The organism is Corynebacterium sp. CCUG 70398, from assembly GCF_024454055.1.
In the GTDB taxonomy this organism is placed as follows: domain Bacteria; phylum Actinomycetota; class Actinomycetes; order Mycobacteriales; family Mycobacteriaceae; genus Corynebacterium; species Corynebacterium genitalium.
Genome location: NZ_JAGPYZ010000002.1, coordinates 83,251 through 101,875, shown reverse-complemented (window position 1 = coordinate 101,875; position 18,625 = coordinate 83,251). Strand labels below are relative to the sequence as shown.

12 protein-coding genes are annotated in these 18,625 nt (G+C 62.5%); 3 read left to right on the top strand and 9 right to left on the bottom strand.

The features are described from left to right. Position 1: 1 nt before the first annotated feature. The 5 genes from KBX07_RS03030 to KBX07_RS03010 form a co-directional block, all read right to left on the bottom strand. Positions 2 to 1,102 (bottom strand): AAA family ATPase, encoded by a 1,101-nt coding sequence (locus KBX07_RS03030; protein ID WP_255994474.1) that lies wholly within the window; start codon positions 1,100 to 1,102, stop codon positions 2 to 4. After that, positions 1,099 to 5,685 carry a hypothetical protein gene (locus KBX07_RS03025; protein WP_256022980.1) on the bottom strand — a complete coding sequence of 1,529 codons (4,587 nt, stop codon included), beginning with the start codon at positions 5,683 to 5,685 and terminating at the stop codon, positions 1,099 to 1,101. Before KBX07_RS03025 ends, KBX07_RS03030 begins: the two co-directional genes overlap by 4 nt. After that, on the bottom strand, positions 5,682 to 10,277 hold the full coding sequence (locus tag KBX07_RS03020; protein WP_256022978.1) for a hypothetical protein: 4,596 nt from the start codon (positions 10,275 to 10,277) through the stop codon (positions 5,682 to 5,684). Before KBX07_RS03020 ends, KBX07_RS03025 begins: the two co-directional genes overlap by 4 nt. Then, positions 10,270 to 11,169 carry a DUF4132 domain-containing protein gene (locus tag KBX07_RS03015; protein WP_256002331.1) on the bottom strand — a complete coding sequence of 300 codons (900 nt, stop codon included), beginning with the start codon at positions 11,167 to 11,169 and terminating at the stop codon, positions 10,270 to 10,272. The genes KBX07_RS03020 and KBX07_RS03015 overlap by 8 nt, the downstream gene beginning before the upstream one ends. Before the next feature lie 102 nt (positions 11,170 to 11,271). After that, positions 11,272 to 13,491 (bottom strand): NADP-dependent isocitrate dehydrogenase, encoded by a 2,220-nt coding sequence (locus KBX07_RS03010; RefSeq protein WP_256022977.1) that lies wholly within the window; start codon positions 13,489 to 13,491, stop codon positions 11,272 to 11,274. 84 nt (positions 13,492 to 13,575) lie between these two features. Between KBX07_RS03010 and KBX07_RS03005 the strand changes: the two genes are divergently transcribed. Beyond that, positions 13,576 to 14,481, top strand: coding sequence for an exodeoxyribonuclease III (locus KBX07_RS03005; protein ID WP_256002334.1), 906 nt, complete (start codon positions 13,576 to 13,578; stop codon positions 14,479 to 14,481). A gap of 77 nt (positions 14,482 to 14,558) precedes the next feature. On the opposite strand, the gene KBX07_RS03000 is transcribed toward KBX07_RS03005, so the two are convergent. Further along, a complete protein-coding gene (locus tag KBX07_RS03000; protein WP_256022976.1) occupies positions 14,559 to 15,197 on the bottom strand; it encodes a CAP domain-containing protein in 639 nt (212 codons plus the stop codon). A gap of 243 nt (positions 15,198 to 15,440) precedes the next feature. Between KBX07_RS03000 and bioB the strand changes: the two genes are divergently transcribed. Both bioB and KBX07_RS02990 read left to right on the top strand, forming a co-directional pair. Next, positions 15,441 to 16,505 carry a biotin synthase BioB gene (gene bioB / locus KBX07_RS02995; protein ID WP_256002338.1) on the top strand — a complete coding sequence of 355 codons (1,065 nt, stop codon included), beginning with the start codon at positions 15,441 to 15,443 and terminating at the stop codon, positions 16,503 to 16,505. Further along, complete coding sequence (locus tag KBX07_RS02990; RefSeq protein ID WP_256002339.1) at positions 16,506 to 16,709, top strand: hypothetical protein; 204 nt, start codon at positions 16,506 to 16,508, stop codon at positions 16,707 to 16,709. A gap of 56 nt (positions 16,710 to 16,765) precedes the next feature. On the opposite strand, the gene KBX07_RS02985 is transcribed toward KBX07_RS02990, so the two are convergent. From KBX07_RS02985 to KBX07_RS02975, 3 genes are read right to left on the bottom strand one after another with little or no spacing between them, the layout of a single operon-like run. Then, entirely contained in the window at positions 16,766 to 17,479 is a 714-nt protein-coding gene (locus tag KBX07_RS02985; RefSeq protein ID WP_256002341.1) for a hypothetical protein, read from the bottom strand. Further along, complete coding sequence (locus KBX07_RS02980; RefSeq protein ID WP_256022975.1) at positions 17,476 to 18,234, bottom strand: ATP-binding cassette domain-containing protein; 759 nt, start codon at positions 18,232 to 18,234, stop codon at positions 17,476 to 17,478. The genes KBX07_RS02985 and KBX07_RS02980 overlap by 4 nt, the downstream gene beginning before the upstream one ends. Continuing rightward, positions 18,231 to 18,584 carry a GntR family transcriptional regulator gene (locus KBX07_RS02975; protein ID WP_156774774.1) on the bottom strand — a complete coding sequence of 118 codons (354 nt, stop codon included), beginning with the start codon at positions 18,582 to 18,584 and terminating at the stop codon, positions 18,231 to 18,233. Before KBX07_RS02975 ends, KBX07_RS02980 begins: the two co-directional genes overlap by 4 nt. Positions 18,585 to 18,625: the final 41 nt, after the last annotated feature.

Sequence of the window (18,625 nt, the reverse complement as noted above, 5' to 3'; positions counted from 1 at the left end):
GTCAGGCGAGTTCTTCGCGCTGGTCCCACAGGGTGCGCCACGGAGCAGCACCCTCCTCGGCCCGGCGGTGAACAACCGCATCCCAGTAGCCGCGCAAACGGTCAGCGTCAGCGGGGTCATCTTTGAGGACGACGCCGAGCAGGTGGCCGGCCAGGTCGCGCAAACCGTCGCTGCGGGCGGGGAAGTAGGCGGCCGACAAGGCGATCGAGGTGCTCACGGACACAGCTTCTGCGGTGGAGAGAACCGTGGTGGGCTTTTCCACGGGCCACCCTTCGCGGCTCACACCGGCGCGCAAGTCGCGGAACGCGGTGACCAGCACTTCCACCACGACATCGTCGACAGGCGTGTCGATCTGCGCAGTCTCCAGCGCCCGCTTTGTTTGGGCTGTCACGAGGGCGACTTCGGCGTCCAGGTCGGCGATCGGGTGGACCGTCTCAAAGCTGAAGCGGCGCTTCAGAGCAGCACTCATCTCAGACACCCCTCGGTCGCGCAAGTTCGCTGTGCCGATGAGACCGAACCCTTCGGTCGCGGCGACGGACATATCCCCGAGCTCGGGGACAGCGATGCGGCGCTCCGACAGCAGCGACACTAGCGAGTCCTGGACCTCCGGCAGGCAGCGGGTGATCTCCTCGATCCGGGCGATCTGGCCTTGCTCCATGGCGCGCATCACAGGGCTGGCTACAAGCGCCTCCCGCGTCGGCCCCTGGCCGAGCAACATGGCGTAGTTCCAGCCATAGCGCAGCTGATCCTCGGTCGTGCCGGCGGTGCCCTGCACGACCAGCGCGGAGGTTCCGCAGATCGCGGCCGACAGCAGCTCCGAGAGCATGGACTTGGCGGTGCCGGGCTCACCGACGAGCATGAGTCCGCGCGAGCCGGCGAGTGTGATCACGCAGCGTTCCACAAGTGCGGGATCGCCCACATATTTCGGCGCAATGGTCAGTCTCGAGCGGCCGGCCTTCAAATCGGCCCCGCCCATGATGAACGTGACCACGGCACGCGGCGTGAGCCGCCACCCCGGCGGACGCGTGCCGGTGTCCCAGCGCTCCAGAAACTCCAATTCTTTGGCGTAGCGCTCTTCAGCGAGCACGACCTGTTGCGTCATCGGCGTCTCCTTCGGGTGGTTTCCAGTTCGGCGAAACGCGGTGCATCCTCACCTTGCGAGCGCTCCCAGCACGCGGCGAACCAATCCGGCGGCGGCAGCGGTGCCACCGGAATACCCAACTGGGGTTCGTACACGCCACGGTATCCCGTCGGCTCGATGGCGAACGCACTGAGCTTCCACAGCTCGATGGGCAACTCCGGAGCAGTCGCATCGATCCAGCCGCCCATGAGGAAGAAACTGCGCCCTGAACGGGGCCGTTTCCCGGCCACAACGACATCGGCGGCGACCAGCTCATCACCCGCGCGGGTGATGTCGGCCTTCTTCCAGTTGTTCCAGCGGCGCACGTTGGCGTCTGTGGGATCCGGCCATGCCAGCAATTGCAGGTAGTAGCGGGCGGCATCCTCGCTGACGCCCAGTGCAGCAGCCGCCTCCGCCACCAGGCCAGGCGCGGAGACGAGAGGGTCGCGCGGCTCGCCGTCGCCCGGTTGCCGCAGCCACTCGGCGAAGGCAGTCAGAGCCCCGCGCACATGGTAGACGGCCGCCTGGACAACCAACCTCCGCTCGGAGTCCCTCAAGTCCCTGGCCCACTCACGTGCCACTGCCAAGTCGGGGTCAGCCGGGTCGGTGATTCCGGTGAAGTCGAGGTACACCCAGTCTGACGAGGACTCCTGGAACAGGGTGAATCGACCCGACTGGATGGTCTTGTGGCTCTCATCGCCGGGCACCCTCTCCGGCACACCGATGGCGCGGCGCAGCTTGCTGCAGGACTTGTCGCCCCAGGCGACACCGATCATTACGTGGTCGATTCCCCTCGGGTTCGCGTGCAACCGTTCAGCGTAGTCCGCTAGCACGGGACGCAGCGGGTCAGAAAGATCCAGCTCGCTCGCTACCCAGAAAAGGGCGGCCATCTCCTCAGCCCACGCGGTCTCCGAGTCGTCGCCGTCCGCGTGCCGGCCAGCGACCACGCGCTGCGTCACCTCTTCCGGTAGCGTCTTCGGTTTCCGGTCCGCGATGTGGGGTGGCAGCGCAGGAAGGTAAGCGGGTCCGTGTTGGGACCAGAACTGGGCCATGGATGCGGTGTCCAAACCGTCGTCAAGCAGTGTGCTGGCATCTTCGGGCACACCCGCAGCCAACACACCAAGGAATTGCTCGCTTTGGTCCCACAGCCGCTCCCGGGCGAGCTTCGCTTCATCCACCTTCAACCCCATGGCGGTGCGCAGTTCCTTCGACAGGAAGTTGACCTCAAGTGCGCGGAAGTTGGGAAACCCGGCCATGATCAAGTGCGCATCCGCCAGCGGCGATCCAGTGGCGGCGGCGAAAGCTTCGCCTGGCTCCGGCGACCACGGCAGCGGGCCCTCGGCACTGATCCGCTCAAGCAGAGCATCGAAAACCGGCTCAAGATCGGTGCGCGAGGCAGGGATCTCCGCACGATCCTTCAGCGGAACCGCTTGACCACCCGCCGTCACAGGTTCGCTGCCCGCAGCCCGAACAATCACCTCGTCACGCGTGAAGGGCGAGAGAAGGTTCTTCGACTGAGGCGGTAGTTGCTTGTCCCGGCTTGCCGGGTACGGGATGCTTTGATACGTCTCCACCACGAGGTTCTCTGCTCCCAGAGCACCTGCGTCACGCATCACCGTCCATAGTTCCTTCAACCCCTGGACTTCTTCTGCAGTCCGGCCGGGGATCGCCGCGAGGGCGAGCAAAGCATCGCCGAAACCGAGCAGGTGCATCCAGTCGCTGCTGCCATGACGGCGGTAGTCGAATTGCGGTTTTGTGGATACGTGACGGTCGTGCAGCCCCAGCTCCGACGCGCCTTTCCAAATGTCAACGGCATCGAAGGCATCCAGCTTAAACCGTTTGACGGGATCAACAACGTGCCGGTGCTCCGCAAAGGTCGGGGCCGGTGTCAATGTTTCTGCCTGTGTCTCCGCGTCCGGCTGCGGCCAGGAGTTAGTCACGTCATGAACAACGCACGCGATGGCATAGCGCAGTACCGGATCTTCCAGACCAAGCAGGTCGCCGACCGCTGTGCACAGCTTCTCGGTGACCCTCGCAGCTTGCTCGGCGTGCGCGTGGTCAATCAGCGGGCGCACGTCGTCGGCGGTGATCGACCGCAAACGGTCGCTTACCTCCTGTTCGCGTACGCGAGTGTGGTGCCACCACATAGCGCAGTCGGAATCGGTGCCGCGCAGCGGGATCGGCGCGAGATCGTCTGGGTCTACAACTGCCGGGTCCGAAGCCCATGTGGAAAGAATCCAAGTACCCCCGCCTGGGCGGCGCAAAGTGCCCTGCGCAACTCTGGCGGAGGCACCGGTGACGGTGTATTCGGTTCCGTCTGCGTCCACGATCAGGCAGAAGTCCGGGTCATCTGGGCGAGTGAACACCGCGTGCCGGTGATAGCCTGTCGCAGTGGAAAAGGGCGAATCGGCCGTCACATCTGTCACCGGGCGATGCTGCGAACGCTGCGGATCGAGCACAAGGTCTGGGTGACGGCGGCGTTGCCCCTCCATCCAGTCAGGTAGGCAGGCGCGCCCTGTCGCACCGGTGTTTGGGTCAATCTCCAGCACCTTTTCGTCCGTGACCAGCCATACTCGCTCACCATCCACAAAGAAGTGCTCGCTGCCCCTGGCCCACGTCGATTGACCGGGGCGCATGATCACTCCCTCGGCGAACAACCGCCCGCCGGGTACCGGCACGGAGACGCTCAACCCTTGGCTGTCAAAGTGTTTCAGGTTGCTCGACATGCCCTTCGGGGCTTCGGGCCACCACACCCGGGGGTTGTTATCGTGATACGTCGCCAGACCGAACTGGCCGTCGACTTCCTTCACGTCGAAAATGCTGTCACCAGTCCAATTTGGGATCGTGGTGGAGGTTCGGCCGCGCAGGTATGTGATGCCAGATCTGTTCTCCACAATGACACCGGGCCAACAATCGCTGGTGTCAAGCCACGTGGAAAGTTGTCTGCACTCCCCATAGTCTCTCTGGGCCTGTTCCAGCTCAGGCCAGCCGAGCTCGTCGGGCAAGCCGCGGCGCAGTGACTCCGCCAGCGGTACGGCCGGGTCGCGGTGGATGACCCGGACTCGGTCGAGGAGCGATTGGATATCAGGGTCATCGACCTGCTCAAAACCCCGGGCGAACCCGGTGATACGTGTCAGCAGTTCGACTGGCGGGATACCAGTTTCAAGCTTTTCCACGCTCTCACCGAGCAGCTCCAGCACCAAGGGGCGAATGTGCGGATCGGAGGCGAGCGTATCCACTATCTCGGGGTAGGCCAGGCAGGCGGTAATTCCCTCGACCATGTCTTCGCGCAGTGACTCGTCTGCAGCGAGATGGGGCAGGGGTTCCCGATCCGGTCGGCGGGCCCACCTCCCGAGAGCAATGTATTCAGCCTGTTCGTGACGAGAGAAGGCGAAGGGGATGCCGGAGGCGGCAACTTGCTCGACTACGGCGGCGGGAAGATAGCTCAGCCGGTCGTGGGGAAACGGCACCTCCTTCAGCCCGGCGTGCGGCAGGATGTCGGCCAGCACCGACGCTAGGTCCTCAGATTCGGTCGGGGGCCAGTCCCGCAGGATGGATTCAAACCACAGAATGCGCGGGACGAAGTCGGGGTGGTTGCCTTCTTTGACCTTTTCCAGCGCTCCTGTCTTGCTCAGCAGGTTCAACCACACGTCGGTGTCCACACCGTAGGGAGTGAGCGAAAGGAGGCGGTCTACTAGGTCGTCCTCTTCCGCGACAGCCTGGCAGATCGCTTTATCGTAGTTCTTCCAGAAATGCGTGCCGGCGTACTGGATTGATGCTGCCCGGAGCATCTCCTTGGCGATGGTGCACTCTTCCGCTGCCGGATCCAATCCGGCAGCGGAGGCGAGCTTGGCCAACTCTTTTTTCATTCCGGCATGCGGTGTGAGACCGCCGCGCACCCGTTCCACGCACAACGTGCGGTAGGTCTGGTACGTCTCGGCCGGCTCCATGCTTTCTGCGAGACGTTTCGCTTCGTTGCTGAGCTCCTTGGTGTTCATCGCACCCGCGTAGGCGAATTCCATCACGGCTTCGAGGTGGCGCTCTTCGTCGATAGGCAAGCGGTGGCGCTTTTCTGCATCGCGTGCGAGCGTGAACATTTGCGCCGCGAACCGAGGACTCTCCGCCGCGATACAGATCCGTCCGGCCTCTTCCAGGAACGTCGGTAGGAAGTGCGGCGCACTATTGTCCAGCTTGGTTGCAAGCTCATCGACGATCTCTTTGAAACGTTTTGGCTTCGTGTGTGCGTACCGGCCGGCTCGCTCGAGATCGGTAATGAGATTCAGCGCGTGCTGCGCGTTGGCTGGGTCGGTGAGAATTGGCCACGCTGGAAAACCGATTGCACGGCGGCGCGTGTGACCGACGTGGACGTGGCCCTGGGAGACGAGTCCGGCGACCCCGAGGGCGAGATCCTCAGCTTTCGCTAGAGCCTCTGGGACGAGCCGAACGATGGTGCGGTTCGTCAGCGCCGGGTGGGTGTAGCTCGCCGCGACGAGTGGTACGGACGTGTCCGTTGCATCGGTAGTGATGCCGCCCTGTTCAAGGCGGACTGCACTGGGTTGCGTCATTGGCGCGTCCTCCGGGTGGTTTCCAGATCGCCGAACTGCGGTGTGTCATCACCACGGGAGCGTTCCCAGCACGCTGGGAGCCACAACGTGGGCGGAAGGGGCGCCACGGCCACTCCCAGCATTGGACGGGGTTTGGTGAAGTCAGGCAAGACGACCATGCCGAAAGCCTCCTTCTTCCACAGCTCCAGCGGCACGTGCGGGGGAGCGGCTTCAAGCCATCCGCCCGGCAAGAAGAAGTTGCGTCCAGAGCGAGTCCGCTTCGCTTCTAAGACGAGGTCTACCGCAGCGAGTTCTTTGCCCGCGCGGGTGATGTCGGCCTTCTTCCAGTTGTTCCAACGGCGCACGTTCGCGTCGGTCGGGTCTGACCACGCAATCAATTGCAGGTAGTACCGCGCAGCGTCCTCACTCACGCTTAGCTCTGCGGTGACGTCGGCGACAAGCTCAGGGACCACGACGAGCGGATCGTGCGGATCCCCCTCACCAGGCTCACGCAGCCACTGCGCGTACGCGGACAGCCCGCCCGACAACCGCACATCCACCGCTGCAAGCGTCTGGACATCACCACCGAAGGCGACACCCCACTGGCGCGCCACGTTCAGATCAGGATCGTCCGGGTCAGTGATATCGCTCAAATCCGCGTACAAAGCGTCTTGCCAGTGATTGGATTCGATGCGGAACCGCCCTGCGTGTTGCGATCCGATGCTGGCTTCCTCTGGGCCGGGAAGTCCCAGACGCTGGCGAACATGGGCGTAATCGCGAATGCGGCCGAGGTGAACGGAGCCCAGGCCGGCGGGGGACTGCGCCAACTCCTCGGCGTAGTCCGCCAAAGCGATGCGAAGTGGGTCGGACAGGCCCACATCGTTGGCGATCCAGAGCAGCATAGCCACCTCCTCGCCCCAGAACCTCTTGTCGTGCTTGCCCGCGATGACATCTCTGAAGGTGGTATCCCACATAGACTTCGGTCTGCGGTCGGCCAAAGTAGCGGCGGGCTTTTCGCGGGCAGAAGTGTCAGCGTGGAGCTGTTCGGGGGCAGGAGGGTGCCCGGGCCAGCGTGCCGCCATAGCCTGGGTGTCCAGTCCATGCTCCAGCAGCTCCTCCAGCAGCTCAGCTGGGTCCTTAGGCACACCGGCAGCAAGGACGGCCAAGAAGTGCTCGTTGACTTCTTGCAGCCTTCTTTTCGTATCCAGCGCTTCCTGGACTTTAAGGCCTAGTGCTGTGCGCAACTCTTTTGGCAGGTAGTTGTCTTCAAAATCAGCAAAGTTGGGGAAGCCGGCCATGATCAGGTGCGCATCGGTCACCGATACTCCGCTGGCGGCGGCGAACGCCTCGCCCGGTTCCGGTGACCACGGTTGGGGTCCGTTGGCCCTCACACGCTCCATTAGTGCATCAAAGACTGGTTCAAGATCTGTGTGCCCTGGCGCGATCTCGCGACGTTCCAGCAGCGTGAACGTGCGCCCTCTGCGGGCCACGGGCTTGCCGGAATCAACACGCAACAGGGTGATCGTGTCGATGCCATGGTCAATCTCCAGTGTCCGCGGGGGAGCGACGCGGAGGAACGGGTCAACCCCGTCAGGTATTTGCAGGACATCAACAAACAGGTTATCGGCGCCCACAAGGCCGGATTCGCGCAGCACGGACCACAGCTCCTTCAGGGCCCGAATCTCGCCAGCGGTGCGGCCCGGAATAGCGGCGAGAGCGAGAAGCGCATCGGTGTTGCCCAGCAAATCGCCCCACGAGTGCCGCAGACTAGGAAGGCGATCTTTTTGGGCGTGCTTGGGCAGCTCGCGGTCATGCAACCCGAGCGTTGCTGTGTCGCGCCAAATGGACATGACGTCGAACTTGGTCAAGTGCGTGTGCATTGCCGACGTGAGCACGCGCAGGTGGTGCTTCAGCGTTGGAGCGTCCGGAAGTGCGGGGGTCGGGGCTGAGGTGGCCCAGCCCGGCCACGAGTGCACTAAAGCATCGGCATGCTTGGCGACGGCATCGCGTACCGCAGAGCTGGGCAGCCCGAGCAGCTCGGAGACCGCCTTCTGGATCACGGTGACAGTAGGGAGACCGCGCGCCGAGATACGCTCGATCAACGGGCGTAGCTCCTCTGCAGTGATCTGGCGTAACCGTGCACTGAGTTCGGGGTCACGCGGAACTGCGTGATGCCACCACAGGGGCGTTTCGAAGCCGATTCCATGGTGAACCGTGGGCATGAGGTCATCGGGGTCGAGGAGATATATGGTGCGGCCGTTTCCGGCAAGAACACGAGGTTGCCCGTCGGGTAAGCGAATGACACCGCGTACTAGGGGAGCGTACGTGCCGGTAACGGGATACTCGGTCCCGTCAGCGTCGACAACGAGCTGAGAGTGCGGATCATCCGGACGGTAGAACACGGCGCTTCTGTGATAGCCGTCCGCAGTTGAGAAGAGTGAACCCGTGGTCTCGTCGGTGACGGGTCGCAGCTGCGAGCGGGCCGGGTCAAAGACGAGATCGGGGTGGCGGCGTTGCTCCTCGAACCAATCCGGCAAGGATTCGCGGCCTTTGGCGCCGGTTTTCGGATCAATCTCAACGACCTTGACCGTCTTGTGGTCGTCTTGGACCATCCAAAAGCGGTCGCCCTCGTTGAAGAACTGCTTGCTGCCGTGGCTCCACGTCGCTCGGCCTGGGCGAATGATCGTGTTCGCGTCGACAAGCCGCCCACCCGGGACGGGAATTGATTCATCCGGATCGTTAAACCAGGATTGACGTGTCCGGGCCGCGAGTCGCTCGTCGGAACCAGACCAGTTGATGCAATTCTTGCCGGCGGAGGGGTCAAAGTGCTGGATCGCGAACTGCCCCTCGACTTCGGTCACGCCGCCAATGGATGCGCCGGTCCAATTCTGGATGTCGTGGCTCGTGCGTCCGCACACATACGTGGCCTTGCTGCCGTTGTATGCCACGACACCCGGCCAGCACTCTTGCAGCCGGGCCTCGTCGTACCTGTTGCTGTTGCTTGCGTAAGCGTCTTCGAATTCGGGCCAGCCCAACTCATCGAGCAAACCGCGGCGTAGAGTCTCAGCGAGCACTTCGGCGAGATCGCTGTGATAGGTCCGCACACGGTCCAGCAAGGCTTGCACCTCCGCATCAGCAATGAACTCGAAGTGACGGACGAATGAGGTCACCTCGGTCAGCCGGTCGGCCGTCGGCGGGGCCGACTCAAGTAGTTCAACCTGCTCAGTGAGCATTTCGATCAAAACGGGACGAAGGTCGGGGTCGGTGGACACAATCGACACAACGTCCGGGGAAGTCAGCTCCCGCTTGATGCCGTTGATGAGGTATTTCCGTAGGTCCTCGTGGGCTGCCAGATGCGGCAGGGGTGCGCGATCCTCGCTGTCCACCCATGCCTTCATATCGACGAAGGTCTCGGGGCCGGCATCGTCCACCTCGACCGCCACGTCGTGAGCTGCCAACTGTTCGAGCACTGCGGCGGGCATCTCATTGATCGTGCGCCTTGACAACGTCACTCTCGTGCATCCTGCGTGCGGAAGAATGTCCGCGAGCACCGGTGCCAGCTTCTTGCTCGGCTCTGGGGACCCCCACCGCCCCCACCTGCGCTTGGAGGCGAATGACACGATGAGCGGCACGAACTCTGGGTGGGTGCCTTGTTTGACTAGTTCGAGTGCCCCGGAGGCGTCGAGAAGCTCCAGCCAGTTGTCATTATTCGCTTCTTTCGGTGTCAGCGTCAACAGGACGGCGCGCAACTGCTCGTCTTTCGCTGCCGCCTTGCGGATCGCGGCGTTGTAGCTCTTCCAGAAGCTCTCGTTCGCGCGCTCGATGGAACCGATCCGTAGCAGTTCAGAGACGATGCGAACTTCTTCGTCGGCAGGTTTCAGGCCAGCCGCTTTCGCCAACTTAGCCAGGTCCTTCTTCATCCCCGAGTAGGGAGTCAGACCCCCGCGAATGCGTTCCACACACAGGGCGCGAAACGTCTCGTAGGCGGCAGCCGGCTCCAGTCGTTCTGAGAGGCTTTGTGCCTCAGCGGAGAGCGCTTTCGCGTTGATGGCACCGGCGTAGGCGAATTCCATCAGGACATCGCGGTGGCGCTCTTCATTGATAGGCAGTGCGTAGCGGCGTTCCGCTTCGCGCGCCCTGCCGAACATATGCGCGGCGTGAGCGTGGTTTCCCACGCGCAAGTAAACGCGGGCAGCCTGTTCCAGGAACGTCGGCAGGAAGTGCGGGGCGCTGTTCTCCAGCGCTGCTGTCAGCTCTAAGATCTCTCGCTTGGTGGCGCCGGGCTTCGGACGTGCACGCCGGGTCGCTCGCTCCAAGTCGCCAACGAGGTTCAGCGCATGCTCGGCATTGTCAGGATCGTTGAGGATCGGCCACGCCGGGAAACCCACCCCGCGGCGGCGCGTGTGGCCGACCGGAGTGCTTCCCTGTAACTCAACCCCGGACACCTCTAAGGCGAGGCGTTCTGCTTCCAGCAGCGGCTCCGGGATCAGCCGGACGATGGTGCGGCCGGGCAGGACAGGGTGCGTGAAGGTAGCCGCAGTCAGCGGGTAAGTAGTGTCGTCTGCCTGCAGCGTGATGCCGCCTTGTTCCAGGCGAGCTCGGTTGTCACTCATTTCCCTCCCCTTCCACTGACCGGCCTGCGTAAATGAATGTGGCCATGCGGACACCTTCGCTGTAGGCGACGGGGCCGAGTTCGCGCACGGGGACGGTCTCGCCGTCAACCTCCCACTGCAGTTCACCGGTCCAGGTTTCTACCTCTGGGTTCTCGTTCGCCCCGATCCAGTACCGGGCTTCCACAAGGCGGCCGGCTTCATGAATGCGAGCCACCGCGAATCCGCCCTTGATGGCGAATCCGGCGGTTTGTGCGCGGCCGGTGGCAAAACGTCCCTGTTCGAACCGACCATTCGCCCACGTGTCCAGCTTGGTCACGGCAGGCTCTGGAAGCGGGTCGGGCAGTTCATAGACAGCGCGTTGCAATTGGTCGAAGCGCTGCTCCACGCCGAGATCTGCGGCGAACTCCCGCAAATCAGCAAGATCCTCAAGCAGTGCAGGGTGGGGGATGAGGATCTCGTCCGACACGATGGTGCGGGTTTCGCCGTCTAAGTCGACGATGCCGAGGTGAATCTGGTCATCTGTCGCTGATGCGTCCCGCAGAAACCCGGCTTCTTCAGCATCAGAATCTTCACCGTCAACCGGCTGGATGATGAGGTCGCGCAGCCAGGACTGCCATGTCTCATCCGGCCACACAGCCGCAATGACGGCGGTGGGGACAGGCAGCGAGCGCAGCAGCCAGGTTTCCACTGTTGAGCCGCATTCAGCGTCGTGGGACTGCAGCCACGTCAGCAGGTTGTCTAGCTCAAGGAATTCATCAGTTTTCTTCACCTTTGCAGGCACCGACTTCAGTACCTTGCCCTTGGCGTTACGTGCCTGGATCGCACCGTCTGCAATGGTCAGGGCGTATCCGTCGGGGGCTTGAATCCAAGTAGAGTCTGCGGGCTCAGTCATGTCCACAAACTTACCTGCTTCTCAGCTTCTGGGTGGGAGAGAAAAAGTGCGCCGCCAGCACCCCAGGCGGGGCTCCGGCGGCGCTAGTTGGCGCTCGTCGTTCTAGTCGTCCTCAGTTTTGTCGACGATCTTGTTGAAGGTTTCCGACGGACGCATCACCTTGGTGGTCTTCTCGTTGTCTGGCCAGTAGTAGCCGCCAAGGTCGGCGGGCTCACCCTGGACGACGAGAAGCTCTTGCAAGATCTGTTCCTCGTTGTCGCCGAGGTCCTTCGCGATGGTCTCGAAGCCGGAGGCCAGCTCCGTGTCGTCCTCCTGGGAGGCGAGCTCCTCTGCCCAGTAGCGGGCGATCCAGTAGTGCGAGCCGCGGTCGTCGATCTCGTTCACCTTGCGCGACGGGGAGCGGCCCTCGTCGAGGAAGGTCTCAATCGCGCGGTCGAGGGTGTGGCCCAGAATGCCGGCGCGGGCGTTGTCGTTCTTCTCCTCCTCGTGGAAGAAGGACTCGGTCAACGCGAGGTATTCGCCGAGGGAGTCCCAGCGCAGGTGGTTTTCTTCCTGGACCTGCTGGACGTGCTTGGGGGCGGAGCCGCCCGCGCCGGTCTCGAACAGGCCGCCGCCAGCCATGAGCGGGACGACAGAGAGCATCTTCGCCGACGTGCCCAGCTCGAGGATAGGGAACAGGTCCGTGTTGTAGTCGCGCAGGACGTTACCAGTGACGGAGATGGTGTCCTCACCGCGGCGGATGCGGTCGACCGTGGTCTGGGTAGCTTCCTCCGGGGACTGGGAGGAAATGTCCACGCCCTCGAGATCGTGCTCTTCGAGGTGCTTGTTCACCAGCGTGCGGATGTTGTTGTCGTGGTCGCGGGCCGGGTCGAGCCAGAAAATGGTCTTCATGCCGGACTTGCGTGCGCGGTCGACGGCCAGCTTGACCCAGTCCTTGATGGCGGGGCCGCGCGTGTGGCAGGAGCGCCAGATGTCGCCCTCTTCCACCTCGTGCTCCATGAGCACGTCGCCGCTCGAGGAGACGACCTGCATGGTGCCGTCGAAAGGCATCTTGAAGGTCTTGTTGTGGGAGCCGTACTCCTCTGCCTTCTGTGCCATGAGGCCGACGTTGGGGGAGGTGCCCATCGTGGTCGGGTCGTAGGCGCCGTTGGCGCGGCAGTCGTCGATGACCACCTGGTAGATGCCAGCGTAGGAGGAGTCCGGGATGACAGCCAGGGTGTCCTGCGGCTTATCGTCGGCGTTCCACATCTGGCCGGAGTTGCGGATCATGGCGGGCATGGAGGCATCTACAATCACGTCGGACGGCACGTGCAGGTTGGTGATGCCCTTGTGGGAGTTGACCTGCGCCAGGTCCGGGCCCTCGGCCATGGCCTTGTCGAAGGCCTCACGGATCTCCGCGCCGTTCTCGAGGTTTTTCAGCCCGGAGTAGATAGCACCCAGGCCGGACTCGCCGTCCAGGCCAGCCTCCATGAGCTGCTCTCCGTACTGGTCGTAGACATCCTTGAAAAAGGCGCGTACTACGTGGCCGAACATGATGGGGTCCGAAACCTTCATCATAGTGGCCTTCAGGTGGATGGAGAACAAAACGCCTTCATCCTTTGCGCGCTGAATCGCGTTCAAAAGAAAGGCATCCAGTGCCTTGGCGGACATGAACGTCGCGTCCACAACATCGCCGCTATCGACCTGCATGTCGTCGCGGAAGACCTCTTCGCGGCCGTCTGCGCCCACGAGCTTCATGGTCAGGGTGTCGTCGTTGTCGAGGATGACGGACTTCTCGTTGTGGCGGAAGTCGTTGTCCTCCATCGTGGCCACGTTGGTCTTGGAATCGGAGGACCACTCACCCATGGAGTGGGGGTTCTTGCGTGCGAAGTTCTTCACCGAGCGGGGCGCACGACGGTCAGAGTTGCCCTGGCGGAGAACCGGGTTCACAGCGGAGCCCTTCACAGCGTCATAGCGGGACTTGATGTCCTTCTCCTCGTCGCTGGACGGGTTAGCTGGGTAATCCGGAATCTTGAATCCGGCGTCCTGCAACTCCTTGATGGCGTTCTTCAGCTGGACCAGGGAAGCAGAGATGTTCGGCAGCTTCACAATGTTGGCTTCCGGCGTCTCCGCCAACTCACCGAGCTTTGCTAGGTCGTCGTTGACGCGCTGGTCCTGATCGAGGTAATCCGGGAACTGCGCAAGGATGCGGCCTGCCAGCGAAATGTCGCACGTTTCCACGTCCACGCCAGCGTTCGACGCGAAGGCTTCGACAATCGGTTTGAGGGAGTAAGTTGCCAGCAGGGGGGCTTCATCCGTCTGCGTCCAAATGATCTTGGCCATGGTTCACCTCAATTAATAGGAGCTATTCGTTTCGCTCCCACACTACCTATTTGGTCAAACCTGCGCCGAGTACCCTGGCTTCCTATGAGTCTCACTATCGCCTCCGTGAACGTTAACGGCATCCGCGCCGCCACCAAGGTCCGCAACGAGTCCAACCCGGGCATGCTCGCCTGGTTGACCGACACGACCGCCGATGTGGTGCTCATGCAAGAAGTTCGCGCAACTGAGGAGCAAGCCCAGGCAGCACTCGCGCCCGCCATCGAGGAGGGGTGGCACGTCTACACAGCTCCCGCAGCCGCGAAGGGTCGTGCCGGGGTGGCCATCGCCTCGCGCACGCCGCTTATCGACGTCTCCTACGGCATCCCCGGTTTCGAAGACTCCGGCCGGTTCATCGCCGGAACGACACCCGGTGGAGAACGCGTCGCGTCCCTGTACTTGCCGTCCGGGTCCACCGGCACAGAGAAGCAGGACGAGAAATGGCAGTTCCTCGATCAGTTCGAGCCGCTGCTAGCCACCTGGCCCGACGTGTACCCCGACATGGTCATCGGCGGCGACTGGAACATCTGCCACCGACGTGAAGACTTGAAGAACTGGAAGACGAACCAGAAGTCCTCCGGCTTTCTGCCGGGCGAGCGCGCCTTCATGGACTCCGTCTTCGGTTGCTTCCCGGACGACGAGGCCCAGGACACCGCCGCCAAGGATGAGGCCGGTTTCTTCGGTGCTGTCGACTATGTCAGCGATGCGCGCCGTTCCGCCTGCGACGAGCCGCGCTGGTTCGATGTCGCCCGCCGCCTCCACCCGGAAGATGCTCCCTACACGTGGTGGACCTACCGCGGCCAGGCTTTCAACAACGACGCTGGCTGGCGCATCGACTACCACGCCGCCACCGCGAGCATGCTCGAGCGCGCCGAGCGCACCTGGGTGGAAAAGGCGCCGACGGTTGAGCAGCGGTGGTCGGATCACTCGCCGCTTCTGGTCGAGTACCGCTAAACACCCCGACACGACAAGATCCAGCCACTATTCCGTGCGGGGCAGTGGCTGGATCTTTTCCTGACTCAGGCTAGTAACTAGTAGCGCGCGAAGTTCTGGGTCGCACAGCGCTTTCCGTCGGGGTGGTCAGCGATACCGACACCGATGCGGTTGATCTCCGGGTCGAGCATGTTCTTGCGGTGGCCCGGGGACTTGGCCCACTGTTCGACGAGGTCGTCAGCGTCAGCATCAGTCATGTTCTGCAGCACGTTCTCGGACGCGTGCTTCCAGCCCTCCGGGTAGCTCGCGGCAAAGTCTGGACGGTGCGAGATGTCGCCGCCGGTATGGGCGAGCTGCTCAGACCAGTCCTGGGCGAGGTCGTTGAGCTCCGGCATCGGCTCGAGCTCAGGAAGCTCGTTCTGCACGCGGAAGCGGTTGGTCGCATCGATCAGCGCCTCCTGTAGTTCGCTCAGCTCCTCATCGGAAACCTCTGCGCCATCCTCTGCAGGGGGTTGTGCAGGGACTTCTGCGGAGTCGTTCGCGGCCGGCACGGGGGCACCGCCCTCGACGAGCGGCTCCTCGGCTTCCTCGCTCAGCTTCGCAGGGGCAGCTTGTACTTGCTCTGCGGTGCCGGTGTCGGGCTTGTGGTCCTTAGCCAGTTCACCAAATGGGAGCCCGAAGATGGGCAGGATGGAGGCAATCAGGCTAATGAACGATTGCAAGATGAGGTTCGTCATCGGGTCACTTTCTCAGTAGGCGCTGCTCCGGTGGGAGCGGTGTCTAGGCGGTAAATCGCGCTACCGTCAAACTGACCGTACCGTCTCCAAATTGTTATGAAAACGTGTCTTATTGAATTCGTAAACATTTCTCAGCCAGGATGCTCGGCTCTGGCCGGTTCCAACTCGCCAGGGTGCTTCTTGAACAGTGTTCAATCATTGCTCTAAGCTGGCATTGAATACGGACCGATTGGAGACAGATACATGCACGACATTCTCGCAGTGGCACGGGAGAAAGCTCTCGAGAACGGGGAGGGACTGGGCGAGCAAGAGGTGCTTGCTGTCCTGAACGCTGAAGACGATCACCTTACTGAGCTGCTGGGCATTGCTCACCAGACACGCATCAAGCACTGCGGTGTGGATGTCTCGCTCGAGGGCATCATTTCGCTGAAGACCGGTGGTTGCCCAGAAGACTGTCATTTCTGTTCCCAGTCGGGCTTGTTTGAGTCCCCGGTGCGTGCGGTCACTCTCGACATCGCGGAGTTGGTGGAGGCCGCGAAACAGTCAGAGAAAATGGGTGCGTCCGAGTTCTGCATTGTCGCGGCAGTGAAAGGGCCGACGCAGAAACTCTTGGACCAGGTCGCCGAAGCGATCGTGGCTATCACGGACGAGGTGGACATTTCCATATCAGCGTCCTTGGGCATCCTCACCCGCGACCAAGCCCGCCAACTGCGGGAAATGGGAGTGAGTCGCTACAACCACAACCTTGAAACGGCCCGCTCCTTCTTCACCAACGTGGTGACCACCCACACCTGGCAAGAGCGCAAGGACACGCTTGAGCATGTGCGCGCAGAAGGGATGGAGACCTGCTGCGGCGGCATCATCGGCATGGGCGAAACCCTCGAGCAGCGTGCGGAGTTCGCAGTTCAGCTCGCCTCCGTTGAGCCGGAGGAAGTCCCGTTGAACTTCCTCGACCCTCGCCCCGGCACGCCATTTTCGGACCGCCCACTCGTTCCGCAGGGAGAAGCATTGCGCATGGTCGCAGCAATGCGGCTTGCGATGCCGCGCACACAGTTGCGGTTTGCAGGCGGCACTGAGCTTGCGCTTGGCGACGACGGAACCGAAGCCGGTCTCCTCGGCGGCGCCAACGCCATCATCGGAGGAAACTATCTGACTACCTTTGGCCGCCCGATGGAGCGCGACCGCGATGCTGTCGACCACGCCATGGAGGCCGGAGCGAAACCGGGGATGAACTTAAGCATCACACCAGTCGGGCAGAAACGTGACTCGGGCAACGGTGCCCTTTACGACACCCTCACCGCGCTGTAGATGAAGATTCCCGACAACAGTGAGCTGGCTAGCGCAGTTCTCTCTGGCGAGGTCTCGCTGCCGGCTGACCCTGCCCGGCCGTACGATGCGCCACGGATCTGCCCGTTGTGCCAGCGGCGCATGGTGGTGAAGATCAGCCCCATGGGGTGGGCAGCAGCCTGTTCGCGCCACGGGGAGCTGCGCTCGGAGTGGTTAGAGCGCTGAATGGCGAAAACCCGCCACTTCAGGGGAGTGATTCCCTCGTGGCGGGCGCCCGGAAGTTAGCGGATGAATCGCGGTGCGCGCGCGATCGAGAAAGCCGCGGCTGCTGCCGCGATGAGTGTTGCGACCGAGATAGTGAGCAATCCTGTGTAGGTGGGAGGAATCGACACGATCTCTCCTCCGATCTCAGTCGTGTTGTAGGCAATGATGGCCACGTTGCAGAATACTGCGGCGGCAACGGCGGCTATTGCGGCGACGATTGGAAGCCAGCGGTACTCGGTTTTCGCTGCGAGACCCGCCCCCACGCCAATCAGGCACGTGAAGAAAAGGAATGCGAAGGTGACGGCGAAGGTGGCCATGATCGTCCCGGCGTTCTGGGCGGCGGCTTCGACCATATATGCCTCCCCGTTTGTGTCTACCCATTCAACTGGGTTGTTGCTCACCACGAGGAACGCGTCGTAGAACGTGTAGTAGGGGTTTTGTTCCTGGTTCACTACCGATGAGGCGGTCGTGACCACGGCGAGCACTCCGGACGCTGCCGCTGCGGTGACCGCGGCAGATTTCAGCCACGTGCGGAAGCTTGTGCCCAATTGGTTGATTGCGGTCCACTGCATCGCGCCGACGGTGAACAGGGCCACTAAACCGAGTCCACCGAAGACGGTCCACACAGTCCCGTCGCCCGCGTAAAAGCGTCCGAGGGGTATTGCAGCGACAAGCGCGGCCAAAGCGAGCAGATAGGTGTAGCTAGAGAAGGGACTCAAAAACAGTTTCATGGCTGGGCCTTTCGGGTAATAGCGTCGGAGGTTGTGGCGGGAGCCGGGGTCGTTGCGAGGATGTCGAGGAGCTGTGCATCATCGGGATACTCGACGCTTAGCCGTGGCGTGGAGTCCAGATCTAAAGGCGTTTCGGCGAGTGTGACCCGCGCGGTGGGGCCGAGGGTCGACCGGGTCAGCTCACCGTAGCGTTCAGCGAGCGCGTTCACGTCCTTGATGGGGCCGGTGACGGTGGGGAAGGAGGTGCGGAGATCGTCGATAAGCATTGGCTCACTGATCTCATGCTCGAACGCTTGGATGACGTGCGTGGCCAGGCCAGCGAAGTCTTCAGTGCGGTGAGAGGCCATGACGATCGTGCGGTCGGTGTTCTCTGCGAGGTAGGCGATGAGGTTCTCCCGGGCGGTGCGGCGCGAGGTGACGTCGAGGCCGTCGAAAGGTTCGTCAAGAAGCAGTAGTGGCGCGTCGACGGCGAACGCGAGATTGATCGTGAGCAGGCGGCGTTGGCCGACGGAAAGGTCGCTGAAGCGGGAGGACTCCTGCACCTTGTCCGGGAGCGATACCGAACTCAGCTTCCTGATCGTGGTGGCGGCGCGAAGATGATCCGCCACGGTGCGGCCAGCGAAGTGGATGTCTGAACCGGCGGGAACGAACGCCGCATCCGGGCCAATGAGGCTGTGGAGGAAGTTGGTCTTGCCCGCGGCGTTGGGGCCCACGAGGGCGTAGAAGCCGGGGGAGAGGGGAAGTGTCGGTGTCATGATCGGCGCTCCTTAGCAATCAAATCAGTCAGCTCATCAGCGGAAATGCCTAGTTGGTCCGCTTCCCGCAGGAGCGGGCGGATGAAGGTAGCGGCAAAGGCGTCGCGCCGGGTGCGCAAGACCTGGTCACGCGCAGAATCCTTGACGAACATGCCAAGACCCCTGCGTTTTTCCACCAAGCCGTCGTTGAACAGCTCGGTTAGGGCTTTTGCGGAGGTGGTCGGGTTGACGGAATAGAACTGCGATAGCTCGTTGGTGGATGGGACTCTTTCGCCCGGCGGATAGGTTCGGGACGCTATGTGATCACGGAGTTCGTCCGCGATCTCTTGGTATAAGGGTTTGCCACTCATGTGGGTAACCATATAACCCAGGGGCCTAAAGGTCAAGAAAA

What these genes read in the sequence shown, in the direction of transcription:
- KBX07_RS03000 (WP_256022976.1), bottom strand. Translation starts at nt 15,197, where the DNA reads ATGACGAACCTCATCTTGCAATCGTTCATTAGCCTGATTGCCTCCATC.
- KBX07_RS03020 (WP_256022978.1), bottom strand. Translation starts at nt 10,277, where the DNA reads ATGAGTGACAACCGAGCTCGCCTGGAACAAGGCGGCATCACGCTGCAG.
- KBX07_RS03015 (WP_256002331.1), bottom strand. Translation starts at nt 11,169, where the DNA reads ATGACTGAGCCCGCAGACTCTACTTGGATTCAAGCCCCCGACGGATAC.
- KBX07_RS03010 (WP_256022977.1), bottom strand. Translation starts at nt 13,491, where the DNA reads ATGGCCAAGATCATTTGGACGCAGACGGATGAAGCCCCCCTGCTGGCA.
- KBX07_RS02985 (WP_256002341.1), bottom strand. Translation starts at nt 17,479, where the DNA reads ATGAAACTGTTTTTGAGTCCCTTCTCTAGCTACACCTATCTGCTCGCT.
- KBX07_RS03005 (WP_256002334.1), top strand. Translation starts at nt 13,576, where the DNA reads ATGAGTCTCACTATCGCCTCCGTGAACGTTAACGGCATCCGCGCCGCC.
- KBX07_RS03025 (WP_256022980.1), bottom strand. Translation starts at nt 5,685, where the DNA reads ATGACGCAACCCAGTGCAGTCCGCCTTGAACAGGGCGGCATCACTACC.
- KBX07_RS02980 (WP_256022975.1), bottom strand. Translation starts at nt 18,234, where the DNA reads ATGACACCGACACTTCCCCTCTCCCCCGGCTTCTACGCCCTCGTGGGC.
- KBX07_RS02975 (WP_156774774.1), bottom strand. Translation starts at nt 18,584, where the DNA reads ATGAGTGGCAAACCCTTATACCAAGAGATCGCGGACGAACTCCGTGAT.
- KBX07_RS02990 (WP_256002339.1), top strand. Translation starts at nt 16,506, where the DNA reads ATGAAGATTCCCGACAACAGTGAGCTGGCTAGCGCAGTTCTCTCTGGC.
- bioB (WP_256002338.1), top strand. Translation starts at nt 15,441, where the DNA reads ATGCACGACATTCTCGCAGTGGCACGGGAGAAAGCTCTCGAGAACGGG.
- KBX07_RS03030 (WP_255994474.1), bottom strand. Translation starts at nt 1,102, where the DNA reads ATGACGCAACAGGTCGTGCTCGCTGAAGAGCGCTACGCCAAAGAATTG.